Raw genomic sequence first — 13,960 nt, 5'->3', positions numbered from 1 at the left:
GGCTAAGAACATAACTCTTGTGGTGCGGGCATCTTGCCCGCCGGAGAACATAACTCTTGTGGTGCGGGCATCTTGCCCGCCGGAGAACATAACTCTTGTGGTGCGGGCATCTTGCCCGCCTGATGCCAACGGGCGAGACGCCCGTCCCACAAGAACCAAGACTGCAAGATAATCAAGAACCAAGATTACAAGAAAATTAAGATATTTATTTATAGAATTAATAATTACAGTACGGAAAATAACCCAAAAAAGTTACCGTTTTATACACTATTGAATTTGAAATAGTGCATATATTAAAAGAGTCAGCTATAGAGATAGAACTCTATACCGACTGTTAAACTTTGAAAGAGAGCATCAAGAAGCTAATGACTAAAATCATAGATGCCAATTGGGAAAGCGTAAAACCAGCTTCTGTAATTAGTGGTAACGGAAATACCAAAACTATAGAACAAACGATACTAGAAGCTATTGAGCAAGCCCGTACAGCTTGTGAATTAAAAGGAAATAGCTCAACTGAATGTGCTGTTGCTTGGGATATTGTTGAAGAGTTGCAAGCAGAGAAATCTCATAGGTTAGCAGCGCATCGCAAAACTGCTTTAGAGGAATATTGTGATAACAACCCAAATGCCCCTGAATGTTTAATTTATGATGTCTAATTTATAAGTGGCTATGTTAATAGTCACTCTAAATAAAGATTCAGCCTGAATTACTAAATATTCAGGCGCTTTTTGTTGTATAAAGATTGCTTAAATGATTTATAATATTAGTTCGTAGTAGCACTCGATCGCATATTTATAGCGAAGACAGCACAACGGCTAACCATAAATCTCATCCCAAAATTCCAGTACTAATCGTTGTGTACGATTTAATTAAAATCAATAAAAAGCAAATTTATTCCATTCATTATTACTGGAATTTTGTTTTCAAGTACATTCAACTGTTGAAAACATTTATCTCTGTATTCTTCTTTCTCAATGAAATTGTTGATAGCTTTAACTAGGGGCTTTTTCACTTCGTAGGTTTCTTCCGCTTTAACAATTGCTCGTAAAGGGATTTCATTATTTACGCGCAATATTGCTAAATCAATTAAATCTCTAGATTGTGTGCTTGAATCGTTCCATCTATCGGCGTTAGCCATAAGCTTTGATGTGAATCTATCACTTATACTCAAGCTAGGAATATTATGAGCCCAATTTGGATAAACAGGGGGGTCTAAGGTAAAACCTCCATTGACTACAATTTCTACTTTAATATTCGTTTTGTTGACGGTAACAGGAAAACGGATACCATATTGATTTATTGTACTCTCACCTAATTGAATATCTGTTAGGCTTTGAAATAATGCAGCAATTCCTTCATCGTACAGCAATTTTCTTAAATATCTATAATTTTCAGTTCCGTAGGGTATGAGAAAATCAATATCTTTACTCAACCTATATTCATCATATTCTAACGCCAAGAGCGTACCACCTGCGAATTGTGCAGAAGCTTTTGTAAGAACTTCTGGATTGAAAGCATTAAGGATTTTCAGTATTTTATTATGATGTTCTAGGTGAAACATTTCTAAATCTGGCAATATCCAAGAATTGTATTTTTTGGCTAAATAATGAACAAAATCTTTTTCTTCTTCCTTTAAATTCTTGAAAGTAGTTTGATGCTGCCAATTGCGTTGATACAATTGGATCATTTCTTTCTCTGTCAATTGATAGACATTATTTAGTTGCCAACCAACAGACTCTAGGAACGGTAGGTTTTGTGGATTAGGCATAGTAGCTAATTATTTGCATTTGTGGCAGCTTTACCCATTATTATGGATATGATTTCTGGCAACTTATTTTTAACCATTAAAACCGAATAAGTGGTTAAATTTATGAGTTTACAAACTGGGATGGCGGAGATTGCTTTCCAAGAATGCTAAGGTTTTAGCTACTTTTGGTGTGTTTTGGCATCGGTTTGCTCAAGATAGTTCAAGTTCTCTCTGAGCTTATAGCGTTTCTTAGTTTGCTGAGGTACAAATTTATCTGCGTCCATCCGCGTTCATCGGCGGTTAATTCTTTCTTGCTGTACCTGACAAATGGGTTCTTTCGTACAAAGCGCGTGCTAAATCATTAATTAAGTTTGATAAGTTTGCCTTAAAACCAATGCTTACAGGCGGTTGTAGTCGAGATTTAAGCAATCTTACACAAAATCCAGTGAGGGATGGCTTTTATGATTGTCCAGCAAGGGTTTTCAGCTATTTTTTCAACAGTTTAGCACGCGCTTTGTACGCAAGAACCACAATTCCTTCCATTAGCGTATATGTTTGTTTTGGTTTCTGGTAATTTGTCCGGTAGCGAAATGGCGTCCATTTTTGTTCAAGCAGTACCTTTTATGAAACGTTTTTCAAATACGCTTGCTGACCAAATGTACCCACTGCGGTACAGCTTTCCTATTCCTGCGGGTTAGGTAACGGGGGAATGTCCCCATTATTGTTTGTCTTTTACGACGATGGTGAGAAAGCAGAAGCAGGGTTAGGGAGCGCGATCGCACAACTTAACGAACTTATCAACAAAATGTCAAAACTGGGATATGGCAAACGAGATCGCACTTCCTCATCACCACAAATGCGATCGCCTCAAAATAGAAGAAGCTATCAGGTATGAATTAGCATTGGCTGCATGAATGATAATACTGAAATTTAAGCAAAACTTATTGGAAATCATGTAGACACATTCGTTTTTTATGATACTATTGTACTAACTTTAGCCATAATTCCCATCTATACGGTGGGGCTTTCCTGCACGAACACAAAACCCTTCTACCAAGTCCGACAAAAGCGTGGAAGTTGTCCGAGGAAAATGCATAAGGCTATATTGTAGTACAAATGTTTTGTATACTAAAGGTTTAATCAGCCCCGAGCCTGTTTGCACCAGTTCAACTTGAGCAGAAAATAATGGTAGATTATCAAATTTTAAAGATTGGTAGCATGGTGTTTTGAAATATAGGACTATGACCTGTAAGTCACTATCAGTTACGGATAAAATGTGTTAGTCTAATAAACTTACGTATCCATGCTTCACAGTGCTTTGAGTCATAACAACTAAACAGAGGTGAGATTTTAGCTTTTTGTATCAATGTTGTACGTGGGTAAATAAATGGATTTTAGCTAGTCAACTAACTGAGTCGAGGTGGGTGACGATATGAGTACAGGGTTTTCAGCTGGTTCACAAGCACTAGGATATATGTTCCAAGCACGCTGTGCCTTGTATTTAATTTTGACAAATAAAGAGGAAGCTCAACTTGCTATTGAGAGTTTAGATGATATTACGTTTTTCGATAATGAAAACAATGCTCAAGAGCTATTACAGCTAAAGCATCATACAAAACCAGCTTCTTTAACCGATAGCAGCGTCGATTTTTGGAAAACTATTCGTGTATGGAGTACTCTGCTAAAGGAAAACAAAATATTATTACCTGATACCTTACTAACTCTCGTTACAACAGCAGAAGCTCCTCAAGATTCGGCAGCATTTTTTCTACGTCCTACCAAGGGTAGAGACTCTAACCGTGCTGTTCAAAAACTGGTTCAGGTTGCAAATACTTCTGACAATAAAAGTCTGAAGAGTTCATTTGACGCATTTAAGGCTTTAACATCCACAGAGCAACAACTACTAGTTGATTCTATTCAAATTCTCGACTACTCTCCAGACATCATCGATATAACTCCAAAAATTAAAGAGAAATTGGTTGCGGTCAGAAGAGAACATCGAAATAGTGTTTACGAACGATTAGAGGGTTGGTGGTTTGGAAAAGTCGTGCAGCATCTTCGTGATAATTCTGCTAATTTCATCTCAGGTTTTGAAGTACGCGATAAAATTTGTGAAATTAACGACCAATTTAAACCGGATGCTTTGCCGATTGACTTTTTTGATTTAGAAATTCCCGAACAATTTACAATGTCACAAGACAAGAGGCGTTTTGTAGCTCAGTTGAAGGAAATCGCTGTCAATAACAAGCGAATTGAAAAAGCTATATTAGATTACTACAAAGCATTCGAGCAGCGTTCTAGGTGGGCGCGTGAAGAACTCCTGTTTGGAGGCGAAATTGAAAAATATGAGAAAAGATTAATAGATGAGTGGGAGCGTTATATGCTTGCGCTCCAAGATGAGATGCCAGATAGTAGTGAAAATGAGCTTGAGCATCAAAAATTTGGTAGAGAAGTATTTAAGTGGATGGAGCAAAAGGCTGACATTCGTATTCGTTCTCAAGTTACAGAACCATACGTAATGCGTGGGAGCTACCACATACTCGCGGATCAAAATCCACCTCGCGTACACTGGCATCCCAAATTTTTAGAGAGACTAACCGAGTTATTAGCAACTACGTAGGAGAGAAGTTTGTGCAGTCTTGGCAGGAGCGTCCAGTTGAATATGCTAACCTTCTAAATCCAGCTTTTTGTTCTATTCTGCTTCAAAATGCTGTCAAGGGTTATCAGAAAGAAAAGAAGCAGGGTATGCCATATCCTCTTCTTTTTTTCGTTTTACCACTTGTTCTTCATAGCTCAACGAGAAACGCTTTACCGAGAACAACAATAACTAAGTTACATATTTGGCTTCAAAAACAACCTGAAGTGCGTGTTGGATTTGGCGATCGCGCAAGTTACTTAGTCCCTTACACAAAAGAAGCTTTAGCTTTTGGGATGCAAACTGGTATCGTTAAGATTTGTGATGATGGAAAATTTACTTGGGTTAAAGGTAAGTTAAAGGCTATTTCGGCTGTATCATGGTTTAGCGATACAGAACCAGCTATCTGTTGCAAGAAAGCTGAATTTGTTGGACGTTGGCTTGCTCAAGCAGGAGAAGTATCAACAATCTATATTATGTGGGGCATTTGTCCATAAAGCCAATAAATATGCAAATAAAGTCCATAACTCTCTATAGTTCTTCTGGGGATAAGCGAACCATAAATTTTAAACTAGGACAAGTAAATATCATTACTGGTGAATCGAGTAGGGGAAAATCTGCACTTCTTGAAATTGTGGACTATTGCCTTGGGCGGACGGAATTTCGGGTTCCTGATGGTGTCATACAAGATAAGGTAGCTTGGTATGCAGTTCTTTTTCAAATTAAAGAGAATCAGGTATTTATCGCAAAACCCAAGCCCTCAGAAAGTAGTGCTTCACAAAATCAAGTTTATTACGATTTTGGTACTGATATTATTATTCCTGAATTCTCCCAATTAGAACCAAACTCCAATGACGATGCAATTATCACTTTTCTGTCAAGCTTAATTGGAATTTCTCCTAACCAAAGTCTTATCGAAGAAGGTGCATCAAGAAGACCTTTAGAAGCAACTATAAGGCATACCTGCTACTATATCTTTCAAAAACAGGGTACAGTTGCAAATCAGAATATTTTATTTAATCGTCAGGAAGAATCCTATATTCCACAAGCTATTAAAGATACACTTCCATATTTTTTGGGAGCCGTCCAAGAAGATAGGCTCAAACTACAAAAAGAGCTACGTCAAGCTCGCCGTGACTTAGCACTAGCTCGAAGTCGCCTTAAAGAAGCAGAATTTATTACCAAAGAAAGGGTCGTTATAGGACAAAATCTTCTTCTTGAGGCTCAACAAGTAGGTCTAATCGATTCTAATTTTATTGCTCAAGATACAAACGATATATTAGAAGAACTCAGGTCAACTTTAACATGGGAACCAAATACAATTATACTCACTGGCAATGATAAATATCCTGAATTACAAGCTGACTTGGAAGACATTCGTAAAGAGTTTAGACAAATACATGAAAAAATAGTTGCCACCGAAACTTTTTTAAAAAAAGAGACAAGTTTTTCTCAAGAAGCCAGTCAACAATTATTGAGGTTAGAATCTATAAAATTGTTTAAAAATGAGAACCTTTCTCCACATATATGCCCTTTCTGTAACTCTAGTTTGCCAGAACCTATTCCCAGCCTATCTGCAATGACAGAATCTTTATCTAATTTACAAAATAATCTCGTAAACATAGAAGTTAGCCAACCAAGATTACTTGAATATGTTCAAGAACTTAAAGAAGAACGTGAAGAACTAAGACGAAAAATACAAGAAAGGGAACTTGCAATTAAAGCTGCGGTAGATGAGCAAGAAGCAGCCCAACAAATGCGTGATACTAACGCTCATGTAGCTCGCATAGTAGGTCGTATTAGCCTATATCTTGAAACAATAGAATTTACGGATGAAAATTCCCAAATACGCTTAGAAATTGAGCGATTGGAGAAACTAATTGCTAGTTATGAGCAACAAATAGATATTAATGAGATAAAAGCAATTTTAGCTTCCATACTAAATCGACTTGGTCAACAGATGACTGAATGGGCTAGATGTCTACAACTCGAACATAACGATTCTCCCTATCGATTCGATTTAGATAAATTAACTGTAATTGCAGACAGACCTGAGCGACCAATTCCCATGGGACGAATGGGAGGAGGAGAAAACTGGCTTGGTTGTCACTTAATTGTACTTCTTGCTTTACACAAACATTTTCTTGAACGCAATCGTCCAGTTCCCCACTTTTTGATCTTGGATCAACCTACCCAAATTTACTTTCCATCAATAGAAGCATATCTTAACTTACAAGGAACACCATCCGACGAAATGATTATTGCTAGTGCTGACCTGGTAGCAGTTGAGCGAATGTTTAATTTTCTATTTGATGTATGTGAAGAGTTATCTCCTAATTTTCAAATCATCATTATGGAACATGCAAACCTCGGTAATAATGAAAGATTTCAAAATGCTCTAGTTGAAGAATCTTGGACAGGTGGCAGGGCTTTAGTTCCTGAAAGTTGGATAACTAAAACTTAACATATTTAAGAGTTTCTGGTAATCATCAAGTGTAAGTTTGATGATAGCTGGTTCATTGGGCTCGCTTGCGATCGCACTCTCTCCCATCAACCTTCCTCATTGATTTGGGCAAATCTTCAAAATTGCTTAACGAGAACCAGCAGAGCGTTTACTACAGATTTCCTGCTCTTGAATTTTTTTGGCAATAGATAAGCATTGTTGCCGATAATTAAGTATCTTTGCCCAATTTCCCAAATTCCTGTATGTCAATCCCAAATTATTTAATACAGTTGCTTCTAAAGCATAGTCTGCAATTTGCCGTCCTATACTTAGGCTCTTCTGATAGAACTTTAGCGCTTTACTGTACTCACCTAAACTCATATAAATATTAGCTATATTATTTAAAAGAGAACCTTCAAGCGAGATATTTTTTAAGCTTTTACTAATAGCTAAGGATTGTTGGTAGAATTCAAGGGCTACCATAAAATTACCCAAACTATAATAGACTCTTCCTATATTATTTAAAATATTTGCCTCACTATCTTGATTTTTCATCTCTCTACTAACTGTAAGTGCTCGTTGATAGCGTTGTAAAGCCATAGTAAAATTGCCGAAGCTTTCATCAATTACACCAATATTGTTAAGAATGGTTCCTTCTCCTCCCTTATCACCAATTTCTTTAAAAATAGTTAATGCTTGTATATAGTAATCTAACGCTTTCTGGTTATCTCCCAGGTTACGGTAAATAGCACCGAGGTTACTTATAACACTTCCATAAGTACCTAAGTCTCCCATTTCTTTACTAATAGTAATTGCTTGCTCATAATACTCTATAGCCTTTTGATAGTCCCCAATTTTACTATAAGTTACTCCAATAGCATTCCAGGCTAATTTTTCTCCATTTCTATCTTTATCTTCTACAAAAAATCTTAGACCTTGTTGAAAATATACTAATGCTTTTGCATATTCTCCTGATTTAAAATAATTATACCCAAGATTCATTATTGTTTCTGCTTCTTCTGTTGAATTACCTTTTATTATATTTCTTATAGTGTCTAATAATTTTCTATCTGATTCTGTTAATTGACTGTTAACTCCTCTGGTGGTGAGTGAATCATTGAAATTTAATAAATAATCTTCAAAAAATTTTTTCAATTGTGGAGCTTTATTTACTGCTTGCTTAATCACATCTTGCATCTTATCAGATAATTCTTCAGATTCTTTTAATTCTTTTTTGCTATATGCAAGCATCTGACTAATTTCAGTATATTGTTTTCTAATTAATAGCAACTGACTATTTGTTTTATGATGTTCAGCCTTAGTCTTATTAAGATTTTTTTTCGTATTATCGATCTGTCTTTTTGCACTTATATGTTTCCTATGAAGTTTTACTAATTCGTGTTTAAACATTGCTGCTTGATTTTCTAATTTTTCTTTCTCTAGCTGTGCTTGTTCAGCTGCTTCTTTCAAAGACTGTTGTCGGTGTCTAAGCTTTTCAACTTCTTCCTTTTTCTGCTGAATCTCTTTTTTAACTTTACCTTCTAATTCGTGTTTAAACATTGCTGCTTGATTTTTTAATTTTTCTTTCTCTAGCTGTGCTTGTTTAGCTGCTTCTTTAACTGCTTCTTTAACCTTATCTTCTGCTTGATTAATAGTAGCTCTTGCCTCTTGCCGTGCTGCCACCCGTTCCTGATTAGCCCAATTGGCAAAAATTAACGCCGCAACAGCTCCAATAATAGAAAGAACAAGCACAATCAAACCAATACGAATTCGTTGATTCGAGTTCCTCTCTTGCTCTAAAGCCTGATTTTGTCTCGCTTCCGCCTCCACAACCTTCTGATTTAATATGGTTTCCACACTCGCAGACAAAAACCGATAATCAGCATCGCTTAATCTCCTTCTATCAGCCCAAACACGAGCCTTTTCTAAATCTTCACCCCGCAATAAACAGGATTCATCCAGATATTTACTCTCTATCCAAGTCTTTAAATTATCAGCATAGAAGCGTAACTTACCTAACTCATTCTCAACCCAATTTAAATCAAAAACATTTGCATAAATTTGGTTATAAACCCTCAACTTTCTCTGCTGTTCCACCACCAACCCAGTCAAACGCAATCTCATCTGTTCGGGACTAGCATCAACAGCAATCTGTCCCTGCTGCAAAATTTGCTGATATAAACCCAACAAAGCCACAGAAATTTGCTCGTTAACCAGCAGTCTATCCCGAATAGTTTTTAAATGTTCCTGCTCATCCTGGACTTCCCAATTATCAATAACCCCACTCCTCACCACCTCTTCAATTTTAGATTGATAATTGATATTTTCTCCCCACTCCCCATTTCTGATTAACAAATTACAAACCTTCTGCGTCAATAAAGGTTGTCCCCCAGTCCAAGCCAAAATATCTCGCATCACAGCTTGTGTATTTTCCACCTTTCTCTCTAACCCCTTCGCCAAAGGTGCAATTTCATCTAATTTAAAACCATAAAGTTGAATCGCTCTCCCAATATTAAACGGCGTTCGCTCCTCATCTTTAATTAAATCTGAAGGTGTCGCCACCCCAAATAGAGCAAAAGTCAAACGCTTATATTCAGCTTTAAAAGAGCGTTTTTGATAGCAGCTTCTAATCAAAGCAAAAAAATCATCTGCTGGAAAATCTAAACGGAGAATACTATCAATTTCATCCAAACAAATCACAATTTTTTTATTAAAATTTGGTAGTAACAGTTCATCGAAAAGTTTCCCCAAACGTCGCACAGGAGAAATTCCGATAGATTTTTCCCACCATATAGTTAAATCTTCCGGTTCAATAAAATTAAGTTCAGTTAATAAGCTATCAACAATACTTGCATACCACTGCTCAAGGGTAATATCCTGACTACCCAATCCTGAAATATCAATTACAGCACAAGCAAAACCATCAGCTTGTAGCTGTTTCATTGTCCGGACTAACAAACTTGTTTTCCCCATCTGCCGGGAGTTAAAAACATAACAAAGCTCTCCTGCCTTCAATCCGTGATAAAGGTCAGAATCCGCTTGCCGTCTTACATAGCTAGGAGCATCTTCTTCTAAACTGCCACCAACTTTATACTCGTAGTCTCTTGCCATAATTTAGTTTCTAATAGATAAAAATTACATCGCTAGTTATCTTGAGTTTAATTTCCAGAATATTGAGTTGTTATTGAGTTGTAATTGACTTTACCAAATAAATACTTATCTTGTAAGCTAAATTCTATAGTGTTTTTATCACTCAGCTATGCCACGCGGACTCAGAGTAAATACAGAGTGTATTCCCCTTGTCAAGCAAAGAATGTTACAAAAAGGCTTTACCCGCCAAATCGATTTAGCTGAAAGAGTCAATCTCGGGCAATCAACAGCTCACAGTTTTCTGAATGGGAAGCCAGTTGACTACCTGAACTTTTTAGAATTTTGTAATCTATTAGACTTTGAAGTCCGGGAAATAGCCGATTTTGAAGCGTTGGCAGATATATATACACGAAAAACACAAAAAACAGAAAAAATAAATGACTCTCCCTCATTTCCCCCTACCCCCTCATCTTACCCACTCCCTACTTCCGACCTCGAATATCCAGAAGGGGAAGTACCCTTAGATTCTCCTTTTTATGTAGAACGTCCTCCTATTGAACAGCGCTGTTACGAAGAAATCAAAAAACCTGGTTCCCTAATTCGCATCAAAGCACCGCACCACATGGGAAAATCTTCGCTTTTAGCACGGATTCTCCAGCAAGCCCAAAACCAAGAAAATAAAACGGTAGCTGTCGATTTTCAGTTAGTAGAAGAGGAGTTTTTCTCCGACTTAAATAAATTTCTGCACTGGTTTTGCGATACCGTCACCGAAGCAGTAGCGGGGAATAATCGAGAATTACTTGAAAAGTTACTGCAACAACTAGATGAGCATTGGAAATCGGGACAGCGCTTTGGCTACATGAAAACTTGTAAAAATTACTTTGAGCGCTATTTATTCCCAGAAATCAACCAACCGTTAATTTTAGGTTTAGAAACAGTAGATAGATTATTTGAATATCCCAAAATCTATAAGGATTTTTTCGGATTATTACGTGCTGTCCACGAAGAAGCTAAACGTCGAGATATCTGGAAACAGCTTCGACTGGTGTTAGTATATTCCACCGAGGTCTACGCATACGGGCCAGTAGATATCAATCAGTCACCATTTAACGTAGGCTTGGCATTGGAATTACCAGAATTTACTTATAAGCAAGTAAAAGATTTAGCGCAATGTCATCAACTTAATTGGAGCGATCTAGAAGTAGAAAAGTTGATGGGACTAGTACAAGGACACCCTTTTTTAGTACGTTTAGCTTTGTATAAAATTGCTCGACAAGAAATAAATTTAGCTGAATTTTTGCAAACCGCAGCCACAGTACAAGGTGTTTATAGTAAACACCTGCAACACTTAGAAGATATTTTACAGCAACAACCGGATTTATGGGCAGCAATGCAAGAAGTTGCTTCCAGTAATAGTCCGGTAAATCTGCCAACTGCGATCAGATTTAAATTACACAGCATGGGATTAATCAAGTTACAAGGTAACGAAGTAATATCTAGATGCGAGATATATCGCCAATATTTTTGCAGTAATTAAAAAGACTATTTAACTCAATTAACTCAATTTAAAAAAATTACAACACCAGTTTGTACTCAAGTATCACTTTTACATGATGGAATTGTTGAGTTTAATAGACAATTCCATGTTACAAAAAACACTTCAGGCTAAACTACTTGGAACCTTCACTACAATTACTGCTATTTCTGGTTCTCTTTTCTTTGCACCTACCGCAGTTCGCGCTGATAATAGCCAATTCATCTATGATGTTGGCGAACAGTTAGCGCGAGCATTGTTGGCTTCTGGTTTAGGTGGTTATAGTCCAACTCACGAACCTTTTATCGATGCACTCGATCGCGGTCGTTCCGATTATATAACTATAAATCTCCGTGCAGGTACGTCATACGGGATAGTTGGAGTATGTGACAGAGATTGCCGAGATTTAGATATTGCCTTATACAATGAGCGAGGAAATTTGATTACTTCTGACTTACAAGATGATGATATTCCTACTATCACCATAAATTCTTCTCGTAGTGGAACCTATCGAGTCCGGGTTGATATGGCTAGTTGTAATACCAATGCTTGTTATTACGGTATTGGCGTATTTGGTCAATAAAAGCAATTTAATTGCATCAACAAAGGTTCAAAAAGGCAAACATGATTTATGTTTTATGTCACTTTGATCCTTTGATATTTTACCAAGCCAGAACGCCAGAAAATCCCAATTCAATAGAGAACAATTAACTTGTAATTGCTTCACCATACCGAACCTAACCTGCAAGGCTATTAGATGAATCTCTTGAAGATAAAGGAAACAATACCATGCTGTCCAAAATACAGAATCAATTCAAAAATATCGTAATTTTCACCGCTTTGTTTTCCGCTACATTCCCCATTACACCAGCCAAATCTCAAACAATTGGTGTTTTCCAACAACCCTTACAAACTAATTTCAGCAAACCAGAAAAACTATCACCAGTCAATTTGGTAGCTGAAGATGTCAAACCATCGGTAGTTCGGGTAGTTGTTGGCTGTAAAGCCAAAGTTTATTCACCAATAAATGGTAAAATATATGATTTAGAAACAATCACAGGTCATGGTTCTGGCTTTTTTGTGAACCCCAATGGTTACATTGCTACCAATACCCATGTTATAGAAACAGAGGATTGCCAAAGGATTTTTCAGAAAGAGTTAACTGCAAAACTTGAAGCTGACGGACAGACATTAGAAAATGTCGAAGCCCAATTAAAGTGGATTGAAACCAAACCAATTCAATTAGTCTATTTACCAAATCAAGAACAGTTATCTTTTCAGATAATTAATTCCGGTGCGATCGCAGGTGAAGGTAAGGATGTTGCTATCATTAAAGTTAATCTTATCAATGCTCCCACTCTCAGACTCACAAAATCTAACCAAGTGAAACTTTTAGACTCAGTAACGGTGGTAGGATATCCGGGAGTCGTTGAAAATTTATCCCTATTTAACAACGAATCTTTTTACGAAGCTAGTTTTACTCGTGGTCAAGTTTCCGCTCAGAAAAACCTCAAAGATGGCACACCTATTATACAAATTACTGCTCCTGTACCTAGTGGGAACTCCGGCGGTCCCGTTCTCAACGACGAAGGTGAAGTTATTGGTTTAGTAACTTTTGGCCCTAACGATGACTTTACCTTTATTTTCACGAGTAACACAATTCAGGAGTTTCTTGATTCTGCCAATATTAAAAATCAACAGGGGTTAGTTAACCAGGAATATCGCCAAGGATTGGAACTTTACAGCCAAGGCAAGTACGCGCAAGCATTGCAAAAATTTCAGTTAGTAAAACGATTATTTCCTCAACATTCAGAGGTGGAAAATTACCTTGGTAAATGTCAAAAGTTAGTAGCTAATGGCAACTAGCTAAACACAGACAAACAAATTCTTTTAATTAGAGGACTGGTTAGATAAATAAGCCAGTTCTCTTGTATTTAAGATGATTTTTGAGATGACACCAAAATTTATAAATACAAATTGAGGAAGACAGTCAGCAATCGTTCAATTATGGCTGAGGTGCGCGATCGCGAAACTTTCTTAACTTAAAAGAAAACCACAAGAGAACTGTCTGATTGAGTACGTTTACCATTGCCAATTAAGCGAGCGAGGGCGATAACTTCGCGGTGGATGCGACTACCTTCGATAACGCCCCAGCCTGCGGCTTGTACTGCGGAGTCGATTAGTTCGGCGCGGGTTTCGGCTTCGTTCATATTTCGCTCATCGCGATTTGCGTTAAAACACTTTTTTGTTACTTCTGCAAGGGTTTCGGGATTTGAGCATCACTCCGAAGCGATTTGCGTTGAAACACTTTTTTGTTTGTGCTGCAAGGGTTTCGGGATTTGAGAGCGACTCCGAAGCGATTTGCGTTAAAACACTTTTTTGTTGGTTCGGCAAGGGTTTCGCGATTTGAGAGTCACTTATCGCGATTTGCGTTAAAACACTTTTTTGTTGGTTCGGCAAGGGTTTCGGGATTTGAGAAGGAATCATCGCGATTTGCGTTAAAACACTTTT

Annotated in this window: 11 protein-coding genes and 1 pseudogene; 8 read left to right on the top strand and 4 right to left on the bottom strand. The window is 37.2% G+C overall.

All coding sequences use genetic code 11. From position 1 onward, the window contains the following. Positions 1 to 2: 2 nt before the first annotated feature. A complete protein-coding gene (locus ACKTT2_RS08450) occupies positions 3 to 167 on the bottom strand; it encodes a hypothetical protein (protein WP_407885624.1) in 165 nt (54 codons plus the stop codon). Between the two features lie 198 nt (positions 168 to 365). Between ACKTT2_RS08450 and ACKTT2_RS08445 the strand changes: the two genes are divergently transcribed. Next, positions 366 to 656, top strand: coding sequence for a Calvin cycle protein CP12 (locus ACKTT2_RS08445; RefSeq protein WP_407885622.1), 291 nt, complete (start codon positions 366 to 368; stop codon positions 654 to 656). Between the two features lie 209 nt (positions 657 to 865). On the opposite strand, the gene ACKTT2_RS08440 is transcribed toward ACKTT2_RS08445, so the two are convergent. After that, on the bottom strand, positions 866 to 1,768 hold the full coding sequence (locus tag ACKTT2_RS08440; RefSeq protein ID WP_407885620.1) for a nucleotidyl transferase AbiEii/AbiGii toxin family protein: 903 nt from the start codon (positions 1,766 to 1,768) through the stop codon (positions 866 to 868). Positions 1,769 to 2,456: 688 nt separating this feature from the next. On the opposite strand from ACKTT2_RS08440, the gene ACKTT2_RS08435 reads away from it, so the two are divergent. The 4 genes from ACKTT2_RS08435 (at position 2,457) to ACKTT2_RS08420 (ending at position 6,846) form a co-directional block, all read left to right on the top strand. Next, positions 2,457 to 2,642, top strand: a complete 186-nt coding sequence (locus ACKTT2_RS08435) for a hypothetical protein (protein ID WP_407885617.1) — start codon at positions 2,457 to 2,459, stop codon at positions 2,640 to 2,642. Positions 2,643 to 3,179: 537 nt separating this feature from the next. Continuing rightward, complete coding sequence (locus tag ACKTT2_RS08430) at positions 3,180 to 4,367, top strand: ABC-three component system protein (RefSeq protein WP_407885615.1); 1,188 nt, start codon at positions 3,180 to 3,182, stop codon at positions 4,365 to 4,367. Positions 4,368 to 4,378: 11 nt separating this feature from the next. Further along, on the top strand, positions 4,379 to 4,879 hold the full coding sequence (locus tag ACKTT2_RS08425) for a three component ABC system middle component (RefSeq protein WP_407885613.1): 501 nt from the start codon (positions 4,379 to 4,381) through the stop codon (positions 4,877 to 4,879). 11 nt (positions 4,880 to 4,890) lie between these two features. After that, positions 4,891 to 6,846 carry a DUF3732 domain-containing protein gene (locus ACKTT2_RS08420; protein ID WP_407885611.1) on the top strand — a complete coding sequence of 652 codons (1,956 nt, stop codon included), beginning with the start codon at positions 4,891 to 4,893 and terminating at the stop codon, positions 6,844 to 6,846. A gap of 126 nt (positions 6,847 to 6,972) precedes the next feature. Here the strand turns inward: ACKTT2_RS08420 and ACKTT2_RS08415 are convergent, their stop codons facing one another. Continuing rightward, a complete protein-coding gene (locus ACKTT2_RS08415; RefSeq protein ID WP_407885609.1) occupies positions 6,973 to 9,936 on the bottom strand; it encodes a tetratricopeptide repeat protein in 2,964 nt (987 codons plus the stop codon). Positions 9,937 to 10,084: 148 nt separating this feature from the next. On the opposite strand from ACKTT2_RS08415, the gene ACKTT2_RS08410 reads away from it, so the two are divergent. The 3 genes from ACKTT2_RS08410 (at position 10,085) to ACKTT2_RS08400 (ending at position 13,315) form a co-directional block, all read left to right on the top strand. After that, complete coding sequence (locus ACKTT2_RS08410) at positions 10,085 to 11,452, top strand: AAA-like domain-containing protein (protein ID WP_407885607.1); 1,368 nt, start codon at positions 10,085 to 10,087, stop codon at positions 11,450 to 11,452. Between the two features lie 106 nt (positions 11,453 to 11,558). Then, positions 11,559 to 12,032, top strand: coding sequence for a hypothetical protein (locus ACKTT2_RS08405; RefSeq protein ID WP_407885605.1), 474 nt, complete (start codon positions 11,559 to 11,561; stop codon positions 12,030 to 12,032). A 206-nt stretch (positions 12,033 to 12,238) separates the two neighbouring features. Beyond that, positions 12,239 to 13,315, top strand: coding sequence for a S1C family serine protease (locus ACKTT2_RS08400; protein ID WP_407885603.1), 1,077 nt, complete (start codon positions 12,239 to 12,241; stop codon positions 13,313 to 13,315). 200 nt (positions 13,316 to 13,515) lie between these two features. On the opposite strand, the pseudogene ACKTT2_RS08395 reads toward ACKTT2_RS08400, so the two are convergent. After that, positions 13,516 to 13,659 (bottom strand): annotated as a pseudogene (locus ACKTT2_RS08395) (type I restriction endonuclease subunit R); the annotation flags it as partial. Positions 13,660 to 13,960 lie beyond the last annotated feature (301 nt).

The organism is Scytonema hankhaensis NUACC26, from assembly GCF_045865695.1.
Lineage (GTDB): Bacteria > Cyanobacteriota > Cyanobacteriia > Cyanobacteriales > Nostocaceae > Scytonema.
Note: the sequence above shows the minus strand (reverse complement) of the source record. Positions and strands in the feature narration are given on the sequence as shown.